General features: G+C 63.8%; 19 protein-coding genes, 2 tRNA genes and 1 pseudogene. 12 read left to right on the top strand and 10 right to left on the bottom strand.

From position 1 onward, the window contains the following. Positions 1 to 1,974 carry a transketolase gene (tkt, locus tag FRZ32_RS13280; RefSeq protein ID WP_147043960.1) on the bottom strand — a complete coding sequence of 658 codons (1,974 nt, stop codon included), beginning with the start codon at positions 1,972 to 1,974 and terminating at the stop codon, positions 1 to 3. A gap of 123 nt (positions 1,975 to 2,097) precedes the next feature. Here tkt and FRZ32_RS13275 point away from each other — a divergent pair, with 123 nt between their 5' ends. The 4 genes from FRZ32_RS13275 to FRZ32_RS13260 all read left to right on the top strand — a co-directional run bounded on the left by FRZ32_RS13275 (position 2,098) and on the right by FRZ32_RS13260 (position 3,559). Beyond that, positions 2,098 to 2,295 (top strand): hypothetical protein, encoded by a 198-nt coding sequence (locus FRZ32_RS13275; protein WP_158635932.1) that lies wholly within the window; start codon positions 2,098 to 2,100, stop codon positions 2,293 to 2,295. Then, positions 2,295 to 2,624 carry a cell division protein ZapA gene (locus FRZ32_RS13270; RefSeq protein ID WP_147043958.1) on the top strand — a complete coding sequence of 110 codons (330 nt, stop codon included), beginning with the start codon at positions 2,295 to 2,297 and terminating at the stop codon, positions 2,622 to 2,624. Before FRZ32_RS13275 ends, FRZ32_RS13270 begins: the two co-directional genes overlap by 1 nt. Before the next feature lie 186 nt (positions 2,625 to 2,810). Beyond that, the gene (locus tag FRZ32_RS13265) at positions 2,811 to 3,362 is read left to right on the top strand and encodes a 5-formyltetrahydrofolate cyclo-ligase (protein ID WP_158635931.1); all 552 of its coding nucleotides are present in this window, start codon (positions 2,811 to 2,813) and stop codon (positions 3,360 to 3,362) included. Then, a complete protein-coding gene (locus FRZ32_RS13260) occupies positions 3,353 to 3,559 on the top strand; it encodes a DUF2842 domain-containing protein (RefSeq protein ID WP_147043956.1) in 207 nt (68 codons plus the stop codon). Before FRZ32_RS13265 ends, FRZ32_RS13260 begins: the two co-directional genes overlap by 10 nt. Positions 3,560 to 3,583: 24 nt before the next feature. Here FRZ32_RS13260 and FRZ32_RS13255 read toward each other — a convergent pair. Together FRZ32_RS13255 and FRZ32_RS13250 are read right to left on the bottom strand one after the other, a co-directional pair. Beyond that, a tRNA-Asp gene (locus FRZ32_RS13255) sits at positions 3,584 to 3,660 on the bottom strand. A 60-nt stretch (positions 3,661 to 3,720) separates the two neighbouring features. Further along, positions 3,721 to 4,908 (bottom strand): AI-2E family transporter, encoded by a 1,188-nt coding sequence (locus FRZ32_RS13250; RefSeq protein ID WP_147043955.1) that lies wholly within the window; start codon positions 4,906 to 4,908, stop codon positions 3,721 to 3,723. Positions 4,909 to 5,198: 290 nt separating this feature from the next. Here FRZ32_RS13250 and FRZ32_RS15770 point away from each other — a divergent pair. The 3 genes and pseudogenes from FRZ32_RS15770 to FRZ32_RS13240 all read left to right on the top strand — a co-directional run. After that, positions 5,199 to 5,591, top strand: a pseudogene (locus tag FRZ32_RS15770) (Arm DNA-binding domain-containing protein); the annotation flags it as partial. A gap of 335 nt (positions 5,592 to 5,926) precedes the next feature. Then, a complete protein-coding gene (locus tag FRZ32_RS15765; RefSeq protein WP_425568514.1) occupies positions 5,927 to 6,502 on the top strand; it encodes a tyrosine-type recombinase/integrase in 576 nt (191 codons plus the stop codon). After that, positions 6,492 to 7,001, top strand: coding sequence for a helix-turn-helix domain-containing protein (locus FRZ32_RS13240; protein WP_147043954.1), 510 nt, complete (start codon positions 6,492 to 6,494; stop codon positions 6,999 to 7,001). The genes FRZ32_RS15765 and FRZ32_RS13240 overlap by 11 nt, the downstream gene beginning before the upstream one ends. On the opposite strand, the gene FRZ32_RS13235 is transcribed toward FRZ32_RS13240, so the two are convergent. Beyond that, on the bottom strand, positions 6,967 to 7,482 hold the full coding sequence (locus FRZ32_RS13235) for a hypothetical protein (RefSeq protein ID WP_147043953.1): 516 nt from the start codon (positions 7,480 to 7,482) through the stop codon (positions 6,967 to 6,969). The genes FRZ32_RS13240 and FRZ32_RS13235 overlap by 35 nt on opposite strands. 158 nt (positions 7,483 to 7,640) lie before the next feature. Between FRZ32_RS13235 and FRZ32_RS13230 the strand changes: the two genes are divergently transcribed. Continuing rightward, positions 7,641 to 8,537: a hypothetical protein gene (locus FRZ32_RS13230; RefSeq protein WP_147043952.1), complete on the top strand. Its 897-nt coding sequence runs from the start codon at positions 7,641 to 7,643 to the stop codon at positions 8,535 to 8,537. A gap of 52 nt (positions 8,538 to 8,589) precedes the next feature. Here the strand turns inward: FRZ32_RS13230 and FRZ32_RS13225 are convergent. The 5 genes from FRZ32_RS13225 to FRZ32_RS13205 all read right to left on the bottom strand — a co-directional run bounded on the left by FRZ32_RS13225 (position 8,590) and on the right by FRZ32_RS13205 (position 12,233). Beyond that, positions 8,590 to 8,678, bottom strand: a tRNA-Leu gene (locus FRZ32_RS13225). 87 nt (positions 8,679 to 8,765) lie between these two features. Next, entirely contained in the window at positions 8,766 to 8,993 is a 228-nt protein-coding gene (locus FRZ32_RS13220; protein WP_147043951.1) for a helix-turn-helix domain-containing protein, read from the bottom strand. 179 nt (positions 8,994 to 9,172) lie between these two features. Continuing rightward, complete coding sequence (locus FRZ32_RS13215; protein ID WP_243445299.1) at positions 9,173 to 10,147, bottom strand: nucleotidyl transferase AbiEii/AbiGii toxin family protein; 975 nt, start codon at positions 10,145 to 10,147, stop codon at positions 9,173 to 9,175. Beyond that, entirely contained in the window at positions 10,086 to 10,679 is a 594-nt protein-coding gene (locus FRZ32_RS13210) for a type IV toxin-antitoxin system AbiEi family antitoxin domain-containing protein (RefSeq protein ID WP_147043950.1), read from the bottom strand. Before FRZ32_RS13210 ends, FRZ32_RS13215 begins: the two co-directional genes overlap by 62 nt. 105 nt (positions 10,680 to 10,784) lie before the next feature. Next, complete coding sequence (locus tag FRZ32_RS13205) at positions 10,785 to 12,233, bottom strand: SMODS domain-containing nucleotidyltransferase (protein ID WP_147043949.1); 1,449 nt, start codon at positions 12,231 to 12,233, stop codon at positions 10,785 to 10,787. 208 nt (positions 12,234 to 12,441) lie between these two features. Between FRZ32_RS13205 and FRZ32_RS13200 the strand changes: the two genes are divergently transcribed. The 4 genes from FRZ32_RS13200 to FRZ32_RS13185 all read left to right on the top strand — a co-directional run bounded on the left by FRZ32_RS13200 (position 12,442) and on the right by FRZ32_RS13185 (position 14,894). Then, positions 12,442 to 13,305 carry an SMODS domain-containing nucleotidyltransferase gene (locus FRZ32_RS13200; protein WP_147043948.1) on the top strand — a complete coding sequence of 288 codons (864 nt, stop codon included), beginning with the start codon at positions 12,442 to 12,444 and terminating at the stop codon, positions 13,303 to 13,305. 4 nt (positions 13,306 to 13,309) lie between these two features. Then, positions 13,310 to 14,236 carry an S-4TM family putative pore-forming effector gene (locus FRZ32_RS15345; protein ID WP_158635930.1) on the top strand — a complete coding sequence of 309 codons (927 nt, stop codon included), beginning with the start codon at positions 13,310 to 13,312 and terminating at the stop codon, positions 14,234 to 14,236. A 98-nt stretch (positions 14,237 to 14,334) separates the two neighbouring features. Further along, positions 14,335 to 14,628 (top strand): response regulator transcription factor, encoded by a 294-nt coding sequence (locus FRZ32_RS13190; RefSeq protein WP_158635929.1) that lies wholly within the window; start codon positions 14,335 to 14,337, stop codon positions 14,626 to 14,628. Positions 14,629 to 14,642: 14 nt separating this feature from the next. Beyond that, complete coding sequence (locus FRZ32_RS13185; protein ID WP_147043946.1) at positions 14,643 to 14,894, top strand: hypothetical protein; 252 nt, start codon at positions 14,643 to 14,645, stop codon at positions 14,892 to 14,894. Here FRZ32_RS13185 and FRZ32_RS13180 read toward each other — a convergent pair. Then, entirely contained in the window at positions 14,889 to 15,638 is a 750-nt protein-coding gene (locus FRZ32_RS13180) for an HNH endonuclease (protein ID WP_147043945.1), read from the bottom strand. The genes FRZ32_RS13185 and FRZ32_RS13180 overlap by 6 nt on opposite strands. Between the last annotated feature and the right edge of the window lie 158 nt (positions 15,639 to 15,796).

Raw genomic sequence — 15,796 nt, 5'->3', positions numbered from 1 at the left:
TCATTGATCTCCTTGATTTTCGAGCGCCACGACGATGCGCGGCACGATCGCTTCGGCGGTAAAGCCGAAATGTTTGAACAGGTCCTCCGCCGGCGCCGATTCGCCGAAGCGGTCGAGCCCGATATTGAGGCCGCTGCGCCCGGTGTAACGCTCCCAGCCAAGCGTCGCGCCGGCCTCGATCGAGACGATCAGCGCGTCGGCGGGCAGCAGGTCGGCACGATAGGCCGCGTCCTGCGCGTCGAAACGTTCCCAACAGGGCATGGAGACCACATCGGTGCCGATCCCCTGCCCTTCAAGGCTTTCGCGAACGGCGATCGCGACCTCGACTTCCGAACCGGTGGCGAGCAGCACCACGCGCCGCGCCGCGCCCGCGGCCTTCAGGCGATAGGCGCCCCTGAGCCCGTCCCGCCCCGCATAGTCGCGCAGCTGCGGCAGGTTCTGGCGGCTGAGCGCGAGAAGCGTCGGGCCATCCCGTCGCTGCAACGCAGCCTCCCAGGCCTCGGCCGTCTCGACGCGGTCGCAGGGCCGCCACACTTCGAGATTCGGGATGAGGCGAAGGCTCGTCAGATGCTCGATCGGCTGGTGTGTCGGCCCGTCCTCGCCGAGCCCGATCGAATCGTGCGTCATCACATAAACGACGCGGCAGCGCTGGAGGGCCGAGAGGCGGATCGCCGGCCGCGCATAATCGGAGAAGACGAGGAACGTGCCGCCATAGGGGATGATTCCGCCGTGCAGCGCCATCCCGTTCATCGCCGCCGCCATGCCGAATTCGCGGATGCCGTAGAAGATGTAACGCCCGCCATAATCGTCGCGGGTCAGCGGCGTCTGGTCCTTCGTGCGCGTGTTGTTCGATCCGGTGAGGTCCGCCGATCCGCCGACCAGCTCGGGAAGGAGTGGGGTCAGCACGCCGAGCGCGTCCTCCGAAGCCTTGCGGGTCGCGACCTTTTTGGGCTCGGCGAGCATCTCCGCCATCCGGTCGCGAATCTCGTCGCCCTCCGCGAGGTCGCCCGCCATGCGGCGCTCGAACGCCGCCTTGTGCGGGCTCGCCGCGAGCCGGCCCCGCCACTCCGAATGGGCCGATGCGCCACGCCCGCCGAGCTCGCGCCAGGCCGCCGCGATGTCCCCCGGAATCTCGAAGGGCGGCCAGTCCCAGCCGAGCGCGCGCCGCGCCGCCGCCACCTCATCCGTGCCGAGCGCCGCGCCGTGGGTCGCAGCGGTCCCCTGCTTGTTGGGCGCGCCGAAGCCGATGATCGTGCGGCACGCGATCAGGGACGGGCGCGGATCGGCCGCCGCTTCGGCGAGCGCGCGGCGCACGTCGTCGGCGTCGAGCCCGTCGCAGCGCACCGTATGCCAGCCATAGGCCCGATAGCGCGCCTCCACATCTTCGCTGGTCGAAAGATCGGTGGCGCCGTCGATGGTGATTCGGTTGTCGTCCCACAGCACGTTGAGCCGCCCGAGGCCGAGATGCCCGGCGAGCCCCGCCGCCTCGTGGTTGATCCCCTCCATCAGGCAGCCATCGCCGGCGATGACCCAGGTCCGGTGATCGACCAGCTCGTCCCCGAAGGCTGCGTTGAGGTGCCGCTCGGCGATCGCCATGCCGACCGCCATCGCGATCCCCTGCCCCAGCGGCCCGGTCGTCGCCTCGACCCCGGGCAGCAGGAAATTCTCGGGATGACCGGCGCAGGGCGATCCCAGCTGTCGGAAGCGACGTATATCGTCGATCGTCGGCCGCTCGTAGCCGGTGAGATGGAGGAGCGAATAGATCAGCATCGAGCCGTGACCCGCCGACAGCACGAAGCGGTCGCGATCGGGCCAGGCCGGATCGGCCGGGTCGTGCTTCAGGAATTCCGTCCACAGCACGGTCGCGGCGTCGGCCATGCCCATCGGCATTCCGGGGTGCCCGCTATTGGCGGCCTGGACGGCGTCCATCGAAAGGGCGCGGATGGCGTTGGCGAGCGTTCTGATCTCGGGCATCTCGTCTCCAGGAGGTCCGCTGGCGCGCGCCGGCTTGGCGTTCCTTTATCGGCGAAGATGCGCGCGTCAACCGGGCCGACACGGCATCTTGCCGCGCCGCGCAGTCATGCTATGCCGTTGTCCATGGCGGACCAACGCGCTCTGGCAGCGATCGACCGCATCGAACGTGCGCTTGCGCGGATCGAGCAGGGGGCTGAGCGCCTCAAGTCCGGCGGCGCCGATTCCGAGCGACTCCGGCATGCCCACGATGCCCTGAAGCGCAAGGTCGCAGGCGCGATCGGCGAACTCGATCTCATCATCGATCAGGCGGAGCGCGGCTGATGGCCAGTATCGATATCGACGTCGCCGGCCGCAGCTATAATGTCTCTTGTCGTGACGGCGAGGAGGATCATCTGCGCTCGCTCGCCGCGATCGTGAACAAGCGGGCCGAAGACGCGGCCGAGGCGCTCGGCGGGCTGACGGAGGCGCGCCAGCTGCTTTTTGCCGCGCTGCTGATCGCCGATGATCTCAAGGATGCCCGCGCCGGCGCCGGCCTGCCCGATCCGACGCCGCCCGCGCCCGATCCGGCGGTGGCCGAAGCGCTGGAACGGATCGCGGGCCGGCTCGAAAGCCTTGTCGCAACGCTTGAGCCGGCGGCGGTGAGCGCCTAGATAGGGCGGGACGGGTACTGCCCGGTACGAGCTTTAGCGAACATCCCTGAGGCGATAAGACATCCTAGGGAGCTGTCCCTGCCCGGGCCCTGGTCCGACGCATATGGTTCCCACCTGACGTTCTGGCGTCAGAGGATATTCCGGCAAACGGCCATGGCGGTCCCGTCACCCATGTTTCCTGACAAGATGAGCGCGCGCATTGAGGGGCTGAGGCTCCGGCGCGATTGCGCGGCCGCGCTCGACGCCGATGCCCGCGCGGTCGAGGCGGCCGCGCTGGCGGATCACGTGGTGCCGCGTCTCGGAAACGGGGCCACCATCGCCGCTTATCATCCGCTGAAGAGCGAGATCGATCCCGGCGCCATCCTCGATCGCCTGACGCCCGGTCAGCGCGCCGCCTTCCCCTGGTTCGCGGATCGCGAGGCGGAGATGATCTGGCGCAGCGGACCGCCGACCGAGCCCGGCCCCTGGGGCATGGGCCAGCCCGGCGCCGATGCGCCGGCGGTCGATCCGGATATCGTCCTCGTCCCGATCGTGCTCGCCGATCGAGCCGGCACACGGATCGGCCACGGCAAGGGCCATTATGATCGGGCGCTGGCGCGGCTGCGAGCGCGGCGGGCCGTGGCCACGATCGGCATCGGCTGGGCCTGCCAGCTCGTCCCCGGCCCCCTTCCCGCCGACTCCTGGGACGTGCGGCTCGACGCGGTCGCGACGCCGGAAGGATGGTTTCCATGCGCATAGAGCCGAGCTGGCGGACCGGCGTCGGGATGGCGCTCATCCTGCTGCTGATCGTCGGCTGGAGCGTGCTTGCCGTGACGGGCGCGGCCTGGGTCTCGGGTCTGCCGGCCCTCGTCCAGGCGCTTTATTATCTTCTTGCCGGGATCGCCTGGATCCTGCCGCTGCGACCGCTGATTCGCTGGATGAGCCGGCGGGATTGAGGCGACGTTTCCGCTTTGGGGAAATGGCGCGAGTGACGGGGCTCGAACCCGCGACCTCCGGCGTGACAGGCCGGCGCTCTAACCAACTGAGCTACACCCGCGTAAGTGCAGGCCGCGCCGGTTAGTGGAGGCGATTGGGGCTGTCAAGCGATGCGGGCCGATCATTTGGTTGGGGGCCGTGCCTCGTCATGATGTTCGTGGATCAGCGTGCCTTCCTCGAACAGGAAACCGGCGATGTCGGGCTTGCCGGCCGCGTCGAGGACCGTCCGGCCGATGATGAGCAGCGGCACCGCGAGCAGCGCCCCCGTCGTCCCCCAGACCCAGGCCCAGAAGCTCAGCGACAGCAGGATCAACAATGGATTGATGGTCAGCCGACGCCCGACCACCGCCGGCGTCACCAGGTTCGATTCGACCAGGTGGACGCCGATGAAGCAGATCGCCGGGAGCAGCGCATAACCCAAATCGCGGAAGGTCATCAGCCCGCCGAGCGCGAGCAGCAGCGCCGAGGCGATCGGGCCGAGATAGGGGATATAATTGAGCACCGCCGCGATGCCGCCCCACATGAGCGGCGTCGGCATCCCGATCAGCCAGAGCACCAGCGCGACGACGAGTCCCATCCCGATGTTCACCATCGTGATCGTGCCGAGATAGGCCGAGGTCGCGTCGACCATGCGCTGGATCACCCGCGCCGTCGTCATCGCCCCGTCGAAGCTCGCCCGGGTCGTGATCGCGCGCTTGCGCATCCGCGTCCATCCGGCGAGGAAGAAGAAGATCACCAGCAGCGCGAAGAACATCTGGATCGCGGCGACCGGCGCCGAGGTCGCGACGATCTGGAGCAGCGAGTTCGGTGTCTCAACCCTCACCGCCTGCGGCGCGCCCGGGCTGCTATGGGCGAAGCGGTGGACGACATTGTCGATGAAGCGTTCGAGATTGGTGTAGACGTCGAGCACCGGCGCGAAGGTCGCGCGCAGCCGATCGACTCGCTCCGGCAGCAGCTCGAACCATTGCATCGCGGGGAAGACGATCGCCGCGACGGCGATGTTGGCGATGCCGATGAACAGGACCACGCACAGGAAGGCGGCGAGCGTCGAGGGAATGCGTCGCCGCTCCAGCCATTCGAGCAGCGGCACCAGCGCGATGGCGATCACAAGTGCGGCGGTGACCGGGAGGAAGAATTCGGCCCCCGCCTGAAGCGCAAAAGGGAGCGCGACCGCGAGCCCGAGGCCGCTGATCAGCGTGAGCGAGGCGAGCAGCCGATCGCGCCGGAACGCGCTGGTCTCGTCCTCCAGCACGAGCCCGATGCCCGGGCCGCGCGGTGCATCGTCTTCGTCGGGCCGCTGCTGATCCATCTACGCGCACAACCTTTCAACGCGACCATGCCCGAGCCGGCGCGCGCTGGAAAGAGGAAGCGGATGGTGCCCCTGGCCCGAGTCGAACGGGCACTCCTTGCGGAACTCGATTTTGAGGTTGCCCAGACGTGCTACGCCCGTCTTTGCCGGACTAGGCCGGAGCTGGATATATCGATGTTTTTCATTGGTTTGTCCAGCTTTATTGTTCGCCCGGCTGAGATGCAGCACGCCCCGATTTTCCGCCGCTTGGCTCCTATGTGGCTCCTGGAAATCGGGTTTGAGGGACGAAGATGGCGACGCTCAAGCTCACCAAGCGCAGTGTCGAAGCCGCCGTAGCGGGCGCGTGCGACTATGAGCTGCGCGACACCGAGGCGCCGGGCTTCCTGTGCAAGGTGACGCCCGGCGGCCGTAAGGTGTTCATGCTCCAGTACCGCACGATCGGCGGCGAGCGGCGCAAGCCGGCGATCGGCCTGTGGGGCGAGCTCACCGTCGAGCAGGCCCGCACGATCGCCCAGAAGTGGCTCGCCGTCGTGCGCGAAGGCGGCGATCCTTCGCTCGAAAAGGCGAAGGCGCGCGGCAATCCGACCGTGCGGACGCTGTGCGACGAGTTCATCACCCGCCATTCGATCCCGAACAACAAGCCGAGCACGGTCAGGTCCAACCGCAGCTACATCAGGGTCCACATCAAGCCGCGCCTGGGCAAGCTCAAGGTCGAAGCGATCACTCGCACCGACATCGCAGACATGATGCGCGACATGGTCCACATCCCCGGCGCGGCCAACAAGGTGCTCGCCTGCCTCAAGAAGATGTTCAACTGCGCCGAGCTGTGGGGCCATCGCAGGGACGGCACCAATCCGTGCCGGCTCGTCCCCAAATATCCGGAAGGGCGGCGCACTCGGCTCATCAGGAATGTCGAGCTGGCCAAGCTCTTCGACTATCTCGACCGCGCCGAGGCCGAGGCGTGGAGCATCCGTCCTACATTCTCGCCATCCGGCTCCAGTTCGCGTTCGCGGCGCGCATGTCCGAGATCACCAGCCTCGAATGGGACTGGATCGACTTCGACGAGCGGCGCGTGGTCTGGCCCGACAGTAAGACCGGCGGCATCTCCAAGCCGCTCAGCGAGGAAGCCTACGACCTGCTCCGGAACGCGCCGCGCTTTCATGACTCGCCCTATGTCGTGCCCGCAGTCACCAATCCGCAGCGGCGGATGAGCAAGCACAGCTATTGGGCGGCGTGGAAGCGTATCCTGACCGCCAGCGGCCTCGTCCATGTCGGCACCCACGGCATCCGCCACCGCGCCGCGACCGACATCGCCAATTCCGGCATCCCGCTGAAGGTCGGCATGACGCTGACCGCGCACAAGACGGTCACGATGTTCATGCGCTACGTCCATGTCGAGGACGATCAGGTCCGCGCCGCCGCGGAGATCGTCGCCGACCGGCGCGCGACGATCATCCGGTCAAAGGGCAAGGCCCCCTCCCCTTGGCTCAACCGCCCGCCCGACACGCTGCCCGCCGGCGGCAAGGTCGTTCGGCCGCCGATGCCCTACAGCGGCAGCGGCGTTCCGTTGCGGAGGGCGGCCAATGACCGCTGAGCCCGATCGCATGACGCTGCCGCCGGGCGCGCGCCTGATTTTTGTCGAGGCGCTGGATTCGTTGCCGCTCGCCGATCCGACAGAGGCGGCGCGGTTCCTCAAGGTGAGGCGCCACACGCTTGCCTGCTACCGCAATCTCGGCAGCGGCCCGCCTTACTACAAATTCGGGCGTTGGATCCGCTATGCTTGGGTGGATTTGCTGCAATGGGCCGGTCTGGATAGCGCCGATGGCGCGTGGCCACAGCTCGACTTGCCGGAAGCCGCTCCGCCAGGTGCCGTGTTCCTGGCCGATACGCCAACCGCCGCCCGGTTCCTGACCGTCACCAGCTTTTGCCTGGCAAATTATCGCAGCGAGGGCGGCGGCCCACGCTTTTGCCGTTTCGGGAGGCGTATTCACTACCCGGTAGACGAACTGCTTGGCTGGGCGCGGCGGCAGCGCTCCTGTCAGGAACTGCCGCGCGAACTCATCCCTGAGGTTCAGCCAGTCGAGACAGCGTAATGAGGGCGTCGCGACGATGCGCCATGTGCTCAGCGAGTCGCGTCATGATCTGCGCGGCATAGGAGGTGCTCATATCGATCACTTCAGCCTCCGTGCGGCAATCTGAAGCGGTTCGACCGATTTCCGCGAACAGTCGCGGATCGGAATTGGGAAACTGCTGAAGCGCGTCGAGCTGCCGACGGACACCATCGATGTCATCGAGCAAATCTCGTCGTTTGGATTGCCCCTCACCACCCCCGAAGCTGACCAACTGCACATAACTCCTGGCGATCGCCTCGACTTCACCCGCCAATCGAATGGCCTCCGCAATGACCTGGGCGCGCCGCTCGTGCGCCTCATTCGAGGCGATCTCTCGCGCCTTGGTGGCGGACCGCCGTTCGCTTCCGGCAATATGGAGGGCAGTGACCACCGCAGCGAATGCACCAGCTCCCGATACCCAGTCGGCAACGTTTCCCCAATCGATCGCGTTCGGACAAAACATGGATTCACCCCCACTTCCTGAAATCGGATTCTATTAACGTGAACATCTCGATCCGCGCAGGCGTGAGCCGCTATCCGGTTCACGAGCTTCGGCCTGGGCGCAAGGCCGACGGGCTCGAAAGTGGTAGAAGCCGACGATCCGAGACATACAATGGGTCGATGTTTCGCCCGCTTGCCCGTCTCCGCACCCTCCCCGAGAGGATACGATTCAGGCTGTTTCCCCGAATTGCGGCGGCGCGCCTCAATGTTGCGACCCGTAAGGCTCGCAGAGATATGGCCGGCAGGGAGCCGTTGCGCGTTTTGCTCGACAACACAGTGTTTGATCTAGCCGTGACCCATGAAACTCGTTGGATCACGACCGGCATCTCCAATTGGGGCAACCAACCGATGGCCACCGGATACGCTGCCCGTGTCCCAGTCTATGGCCGGAAGAATAAGTCCGAACGCTACAGGCAAGTGACTTATCTAACTGGCCTGACTCATCTCGCGCGCCTCGGTCTGATCGAATTCTGCAAATCCGCTGAACTGAGTGACGAACAGTTTCGTCAGCCTATGGGGCGCTTCCGGGGTTACGGATACTTTGATTACTCGCTGCTCTCGGGCATCAAGATTGAGAGCGTAGACGGCTGGGTGTTTCCGACGCTCGGACCGAAGTGGATGAATCTTCCATCGGCCGCCGAGCAGCAACGGACTCGATTGCGTAAATCAGACGACAGGCTTTTCCATGATCTCTACGCGCTGCTGAAGCAGCAATTGGGCGAGAAATGCACCCAGGACGCATGGCATATACGGACCGCCGAACGGCACAACTCGTTCTGCTTTCTCACCACTGACGGGCCGCTTTTGAAGGCATGTAAGAGCCTCGCGAAAAAGGAGCCGCTGCGTTCCATAAGAGTGCGAGTGATGACTCCAGAAGACTTGGCGCAGCATTTGGGGGTTGCGCCGGTGCCCTCGCATTTGTTGAGCTACAATGACGCGAGTTGGTTCGTCCGAATGGATCACACCATGCCGGAAGAGAGGCGCCGTCGCGTTGGCGAATATCGCCAGAGCAAATAGGTGCTTTGGCACGTCCACCCTCTTGCAAGATGGCGGGCTGTGAGAGGCTATTTGGTGCGGGTGGTCGGACTCGAACCGACATTCTGCTCACACAGAGGCGGATTTTGAGTCCGCTGCGTCTACCAATTCCGCCACACCCGCATGCCGACCGGCACATGGGGCCAAGGATCGACTTGCCACCCCTATAGGTGGCTGAAGGACGGATTTCCAGACGCGATTGGCTCGCGGTCAAGCCGATGATGGCGGCCGCTTCCAAGCAGGATCTGAGGTCGAATCACATCTGCGCAGCCCCGCCCACTCTTCGAGATCAGCAAGGGCGTAGAAGACCCTGCGACCAAATTTGCGGAATCGCGGCCCGCCGCCGATGACCCGATATTTTTCCAGTGTTCGGGGTGAAAGACGCAGAAAATTTGCGGCTTCGTCGTTCGAATAATAGGGGGACGCGGAGCCGGACATGCGGTGAAGGTGACCCGCGGTGCAGCAGATTCCAAGCAAATCTGAGTTCGTCTCCCCTCTGCCCCAGCTTGCTCGCGGCGATGCGATTCGCTCCGCGATGATCCCCGGCGGCAATGGCGAAGTGCGGCGTAGCGGAGATACTTGCACCCGGCGGGTGGCTGGTGTGACCAGGGGCGTCGTCAGGCCGGCAGCAGGGCGGACAACCTCTCGACAGCGCGCACTGCGACTTCAAATGACGGTATGTCCTCGGCGGATTCAAACGCCATGTCTTCGACGAACAGGCGATAGTCCTCCGCGTAGAGGTCATCCGCCCGCAGTCGCGCCAGCATCGCGGCAAGCCGTTCTTTGGGAGCAAGGTCGGCGACGGCGCCGCCGCCGCGCTGCGTGTCGGCGATCAGCGTTTCCGCCAGCAAGATGCCGAAATGACTATTGGTGGCGATAGTCGGCTCAAGCACCGCGAGATCGTGGACGTGGCGTATGATCGTGGGATCGTCCTTGTCCCCGCCGCGTTCGCGAACGAGCGCGCGCCAGGTGAAGGCGCTGAGTTTGTCGGCACCCGTCTCAACAGGATCGACGCACGGAATCGAGGCCACTTCGGGCGGTTCCCCGCGGAACTGCGCCACGAAAGACGTCAATGGACGGTCATGTGGCGGGAGCCGCGGCGGTTTGGCCGAAAGCTCCGCCTGGATATGCGGTCGCAATGCGGCGTGACCGTCCAGGACGGTCGGATAATTCATTTCGATCTTGATGAAGGTGTTGCCACTCCCGGCCTCGATCTTCAGATCGGTGAAACCCGCCTCCTCCCATGCCGCCGCGACATCCTTCTTGAAGCCGCTAAGAGCGGATTTCCGCTGGCCCGGCGACTTGGCGAGAAACGTATCCGATAGCGCGAGCTTGAAATCGATGTCCTCGGAGAAGCGCTTTATGAGGCCGTGCGCCTTCAGCAGCGCGGTGCCGCCGGAAAAAACCGGTTTGATGTCGGGCGTCTCGAGGGCGACCAGTAGCCGGATTGCCTGAACAACAAACCAGTCTTTCTCAATGAAGGCCTCATCGACCGCGAGCGCACCAGCGACGCGGCTGAGCGCGTCGCCGTCAGGCGCGTTCGAAAACGACATAATTGCCGTCATAGCCGATGCGGCGGCGAACACGGTCACTGACCGCCACTTTCCGGCCGGTCGGCACCTGGGTCGACCGGCCGCTGCTGTAGGCGCGATCAGAGGTCGAGCGGGCGACAGGCTTGCCCAACCGGGCAAGCGCTTCGGTCGCCAGCCGACCGATGCCGACGATCGGCGCCGGCTTTCCCGTGAACGGTGACCGCTCAGCCTTGGCGTAGAGTCCATGACCGATCTGCACCAATCGCCCTTGCTCGGTCAGTTGGCGCAACGCCCGGCCAACCGCGTCATAGCTGCGACCAAGCTTGGAGAAATCACCGCGCAGAAACACGTTTCGCTTCGAACGATCAATCTGACGCCGGATGCTGTCGGCGATCGTCGCCGCCGAGACTGCGCCCTTCCGGAGAGCCTTCTTGTACCGGCCGCGCCCCATCCGGATCAGCTTGCCATCGTCTACCAATTGCCGCAGCGCGCGACCGACCGAGTCGTAATTGGCATCGATCGCGAGCTGGGCGCGATCCAGGGTTTCGCCAGTGGCGAAGCGATCGAGGATCTGATCGGTCAAACTGCTCATCGGTGCAACCAAAATACGACGTTTCCGACATTGAGATACGCTTATCGCGCGCGCTTTTCAAGGCACGGATATAATGCAGGGCGACCGCGACTCAGTCGCGCACGATCATTCAATGACGACGCTGAACGGTGGGCTCTTTGCCACCAGTACGTCATCCGATCGTCTGATGATGAAAGCCTCGGTAATGTGAACGCCGCGATAGGCTAAGCTCTCCCAACGCCGGTTTCCCGACGTGGGTGGGTAGAAACCGCCACGCCCATTGTTCAGCGCTAGAGCCATCATGCCGGTGTTGGTGACGCGCCATTGGACGCGATAGCCAGCGGGCAGTGCAGCGCCGCCGTTGATGCCGACGTCGAACCACAGCCCGCCTCTGCGCGGTAGCACGTCATCGCGGCCGACGCTTCGGGACGCGCTATCGTGTTGCCCGGGGTGCCAGGTCGCGAAGACCTGGACATTGGATGAGACATTGGCGATCGCCGGCCAGCGCGGCGGCTGCATATGAGGTGGCTCATAGAACCAGGCGGGCAGAATCGAGACGCCCAGTCTTTTGACGGCATCGACGATGCCGTCGGCATGGGCCGCTGTCGTCACCAGCAGAGACGACATGAGACTGCCGCTCTTTTCGACGCTCGTGGCCGCGCGGATTTCCTCCCCTTTCGCGAACTCAACCCCGAAAATGCGCCGCCACGCCTTAATGCTCTCGCTGCGGTCTTCCTCCTCATAGGCTTCGTCGATCCAGCCCCGATATTTGTGAATGAAGGCCCGGAAGTTGGAATATTGCGTGTCGGTCCAGCCGCTGGCGAAATCTTCTGAGGTCAGTTTGGGGTTTTCGACGCGGGGGCGGGTCGGCCGACCCTGTAGCCAGTCGTCGAGGCGACCCATGACCGTGCGTAATGTCGTGGGAACGTCAGCAAAATCGTCCGAGTCCTTGTCATACCATTCCACTTGCCGCCCGAGCAGAGTGGTCAGGAGCACCGACGGGCAGGTGAAGGTCGTCTTGATATCCCGCAGATATTTGAGCAGCCGCGTCACTTTGCGGAAGGAGTTTGAACCCGACAGCGCGTTCCGCTCGCGCAACCATTTGGTATATTCGATCGGCTCGCTTCGTTCGAAGCGATCGGCGGCGCGGTTGCAGACCTCAAGACTCCCTTCCCAGAGGCGATTCTTCACACACGGCGCGAGGTCGACCTTGCGTTCGCCGGCATAGGTGATGGTGACGCAGTAATCCCAAGCCTTGGCCTTGTCGCCATAGGTGGCGCTGTCGGCAAAGGCCTCGCCCAGCGTGCGGACATAGTCCGCAGCCGTCCAGCCTTCGACCGGATCGACCATCACCAGCAGATCGGCATCGAACTCGCCGCCGTCCACCGGCTTGATGATGGTGTCGTGCGCCCACGACCCCTGCTCCTCGAACCCCCGGATCCTCGGCTCCCAATCGCACTGGCGGACGAAATTCTTGAGAGCCTCGATGCTGTTTTCGAGGTTGGTGATCCGGGTCTGATTGAGATTGACCGTGTCCCGCAAAAAATCCGCGAACTGGCTCGTCAACTTGACCATGAAGGCACTTTCGTTCACAGTTTGTTTCGCAACAGATATGAATCTGCGGGTCTGATGCAAGGGCCACCATTCGAAAGATGTGTATAACTTCTCGGATAGTCGCTGTCCGAAAAGCCTCGATAACTTTTCGCGATGGACGACAGACGAGCTGCCGGCTGCCCGGCATCCCGAACCTATCGGTTCAAATCCTACGACCAACGAGCTGAAGATGGCACGGACAATCGACGAAGCGTTCCGTATCCTGCGTGGAAATCTCGAAATCACGGGACTTCAGGAATCGACCGTATCGACGCGCCAACAGCGCATTCGCTCTGTGATTGAAAATGATTTCACAGTCCTCGATAGCTTCCTGGCTGGCTCCTATCGACGCAACACGATGATCGCACCGCTTGCCGACGCGGACATCGATATCTTCGTCATCCTCGATCCGCGTTACTATGCCGGGAGCGGACAGCAGGCCTTGCTCGAGGCGGTGCGCAAGTCATTGCGCAAGACTTACACTCGAACGCCTCGCATCAGGCCCGACGGGCATGCCGTCACGATCACTTTCACCGATTTCAAGGTCGATGTCGTACCTGGCTTCTACCGCACCGGCGGAGGCTATTTCATTCCCGACGCCACCAATCGCCGCTGGATCGCCACCGACCCCAAGCGCCATATCGAAATATGGTCCGCCGCCAATAAGCGGCATGACGGCGCGCTCGTCCCTCTCCTCAAGATGATGAAGGGATGGAACAAGAGCCGAAAGCTGCTCAAAACCTTCCATCTGGAGACCATCACGCTGCACGTTCTCAATGGGGTTACGATTTCCAACTATCCGAGCGGAGTCCGCTTCGTGCTCGACAAGGCCCGCCAATGGTTGAGCGCCCCCCTCCCCGACCCAGCCGGATATTCAAAAGATATCGGCGCGCATTTGTGCCAGCCCACCGAAATCCAGGAAGTGACCAGACGTCTCACCTGGGCGACCGCGCGAGCGCAAGAGGCCGAGCGCCTCGCTGCGAGGGGCAACGTCAGCGCCGCCTTCGAAAAATGGTCGCTCCTTCTGCCGGACTATTTTCCGGCTTATGGATAGCCGCATGACCACGAACGCGATCCCGGCACGGCAAAACGAGAACGCCCAACTCAAGTTCATGCGCGCCCGCCAATGGACCTACCTGGTCGCGATGCGCCTCATGGTCGTTCAGATCGTATTGACGGTCGTCGTTCCTATCATCGGCGCGGTGACAACGCTGTTCGTGCCGACCCTGCGTCCGCATTTCGCCGCCATCGCCCTTCTCGTTCTGCTTACCGACACGATTCTGCTCGATCGCCAGTACAAAGCGCTCATCAAAAGAGGCGCGAAGATCGGCGAGAAGTTCGACTGCGCTGTTCTGGAATTGCCATGGAACAGCTTCGTGGTCGGCGATGCGCCAGAATCGGAAGATATCCGCTCCGCCGCGCGATCCTGGTCGAAACGTCGGGACGACGCCAAATTGCGGGACTGGTATCCAATCGACGCGGGCGACATGCCGCTCGCGCTCGGCCGCATCATCTGCCAGCGGACCAATCTAAGATATGACAGCCAGCTTCGTCGCAGCTTCGGAGCGGTCATTCTGATCGTGATCGCTGTCGTCGTCGTCGGACTTTTAATTGCTGGTATAGCCCAGAATCTCAATCTCACGGCCTGGATCCTGACATTGGCGCCAGCGATGCCGCTTATGTCCTGGGCCGGGCGCGAATATTATCGGCAGCGGGACACCGCCGACCAGCTCGAGGAATTGATGAAGAAGGCCAAGACCTTCTGGAACCAGGCGCTCGCCGGCGCCTGTGACGATGACGCCTGCCTGCACCAGTCTCGCGACTTCCAGAATGCCATCTACCTTCGCCGAGCAACCAGCCCCCTCGTGTTGCCCTATTTATACAAGATCAAGCGGCCGATGCTCGAAGACGAGATGAACGAAGCCGCGAGCGATTTCCTGGCGGAATACAAGGCCCGAGAGGCGAAGATCCAATCGGTGCCTTAAGCATCGTTTGGCGGCACGCGGGGAGCAGATGAGCGCACACTGACGGCATTCTGACGAAGCCGTCAGAGATCGCGCACCTTTTACCCGCGTCGGCACACTTGCTCTGCCCGGAGGGCGCGGCGGCGGCTGCACGCTACGGCTTTGGCATTCTTGCGCCGTGGGAGGCGAGACTTGTCGAACTGGCCGCGCAGAGCCTGAACAACAGCGAGATCGCCGCGCGCAACGGCTACGCGCCCTCGACCGTCAAAAGCGCGATCAGCCGCATCTACCGCAAGCTCGGCGTCGCAAACCGCGCCGAGCTGATAACTCTGGCGCGGCAGGGTCCGCGCCGGCTGATCGCGGCCAGGCATCCGGCCCGGGAGTCATTCCAATGGTTTGACGCCGTGATCTGAGCCGGGCGCAGCGATTGATCATCACAGCCTATATCTGCATCGGCGCCGTCTATCGGCAGGTCCATATCGTCGGCGCGTCGCCATATGGCATGAAGGTTCAGCTCGAAGGCCCCGTCAGCGTCGGCGATCCGGTTTCCATCACCCACAAGCCGCTTGTCCCTATCGAGGGGCGCGTCGCCTGGGCGAGAGGCGATTTCGCGCGGATCGAGTTTGCCGAGCCACTGAGCACGGAGGATGTGCGGAAGTGGTTTGACGGGGTGCTATGATCCGAGGGGCCCAGACAGCGCGCGATCGTCATCATCAATGGTCAGAACCGACTGCGACCGGCTACGCGACGAGCTGGCCCATATCGTCGATGGCGCCTCATTGGGATTTGCAAGGTCGGTGAGCACCACGCCGCCGTACAAGCGATAGCGCCAAATCGTCAGAAACGGATCATTCACCGCTTGCGCGCCCTCATATTCGATGAGCCCGCCTCCAAGCGATTCCAACACCCGCGCATTCGCATTGAGCGCGATCAGCCCTTCCAGCACCGACTCGGCCCTGCGCACCAACAAGCCGGCGCCGACGAAATAGCTTTGGGGTATCATCACGCCAAAATGATGATGGGCGAGACCTCGGGTGATCAGCACGAAGAGGTCGGCCAGCTTCTCTCCTTCGAACGGGAGCGCCATGCTTGGCCGAATCAGGCCATTCTCGCTGACCCACCCGTCTCGCTTCCCGTGTGCCAGCTCGCGATGAAGGCGTGCGTTTCGGTCGAGTCTGCGGGGCACGTCCGCGGCAAGAATCGCCGGCGACTGCGGATGCCGACCGCCAAAGGGCAAGATGGCGGACAGATAGTGCTCAAGCGCGGACTTGGCGCCATTGCAGGGTGCGCACGCCGGCACCTTCGGAAGATTCGCCCGATACGCGACCGGCAAAAACTCGCGCGCGAAGACGTGATCGCCCGTTTGCGCCGCCCCTTCGGTCCCGCAATAGACGCAGGTCTTGCCCTTGAACTTCTTGCCCATTCGTCTGCCTCGCGCCGCCGTCCGAACATAGGCGGCATGAGGCGCCGGGCAATTGCCGGGGTTGCCGGACGGACGTGGTCGTGCGGGCCGGCAATCGACCTTTTCGATCCCGCTGGCTCCTATGTGGCTCCTAGCCCGAAATCGAGCTCGGAGGGCCC

Source organism: Sphingosinicella ginsenosidimutans (assembly GCF_007995055.1).
GTDB classification, from domain to species: Bacteria; Pseudomonadota; Alphaproteobacteria; order Sphingomonadales; family Sphingomonadaceae; genus Allosphingosinicella; species Allosphingosinicella ginsenosidimutans.
Note: the sequence above shows the minus strand (reverse complement) of the source record. Positions and strands in the feature narration are given on the sequence as shown.

Bases quoted from the DNA above. Each gene is read 5' to 3' on its own strand.
- tkt (WP_147043960.1), bottom strand. From the start codon at position 1,974: ATGCCCGAGATCAGAACGCTCGCCAACGCCATCCGCGCCCTTTCGATG.
- FRZ32_RS13275 (WP_158635932.1), top strand. From the start codon at position 2,098: ATGGCGGACCAACGCGCTCTGGCAGCGATCGACCGCATCGAACGTGCG.
- FRZ32_RS13270 (WP_147043958.1), top strand. From the start codon at position 2,295: ATGGCCAGTATCGATATCGACGTCGCCGGCCGCAGCTATAATGTCTCT.
- FRZ32_RS13265 (WP_158635931.1), top strand. From the start codon at position 2,811: ATGAGCGCGCGCATTGAGGGGCTGAGGCTCCGGCGCGATTGCGCGGCC.
- FRZ32_RS13260 (WP_147043956.1), top strand. From the start codon at position 3,353: ATGCGCATAGAGCCGAGCTGGCGGACCGGCGTCGGGATGGCGCTCATC.
- FRZ32_RS13250 (WP_147043955.1), bottom strand. From the start codon at position 4,908: ATGGATCAGCAGCGGCCCGACGAAGACGATGCACCGCGCGGCCCGGGC.
- FRZ32_RS15765 (WP_425568514.1), top strand. From the start codon at position 5,927: ATGTCCGAGATCACCAGCCTCGAATGGGACTGGATCGACTTCGACGAG.
- FRZ32_RS13240 (WP_147043954.1), top strand. From the start codon at position 6,492: ATGACCGCTGAGCCCGATCGCATGACGCTGCCGCCGGGCGCGCGCCTG.
- FRZ32_RS13235 (WP_147043953.1), bottom strand. From the start codon at position 7,482: ATGTTTTGTCCGAACGCGATCGATTGGGGAAACGTTGCCGACTGGGTA.
- FRZ32_RS13230 (WP_147043952.1), top strand. From the start codon at position 7,641: ATGTTTCGCCCGCTTGCCCGTCTCCGCACCCTCCCCGAGAGGATACGA.
- FRZ32_RS13220 (WP_147043951.1), bottom strand. From the start codon at position 8,993: ATGTCCGGCTCCGCGTCCCCCTATTATTCGAACGACGAAGCCGCAAAT.
- FRZ32_RS13210 (WP_147043950.1), bottom strand. From the start codon at position 10,679: ATGAGCAGTTTGACCGATCAGATCCTCGATCGCTTCGCCACTGGCGAA.
- FRZ32_RS13205 (WP_147043949.1), bottom strand. From the start codon at position 12,233: ATGGTCAAGTTGACGAGCCAGTTCGCGGATTTTTTGCGGGACACGGTC.
- FRZ32_RS13200 (WP_147043948.1), top strand. From the start codon at position 12,442: ATGGCACGGACAATCGACGAAGCGTTCCGTATCCTGCGTGGAAATCTC.
- FRZ32_RS15345 (WP_158635930.1), top strand. From the start codon at position 13,310: ATGACCACGAACGCGATCCCGGCACGGCAAAACGAGAACGCCCAACTC.
- FRZ32_RS13180 (WP_147043945.1), bottom strand. From the start codon at position 15,638: ATGGGCAAGAAGTTCAAGGGCAAGACCTGCGTCTATTGCGGGACCGAA.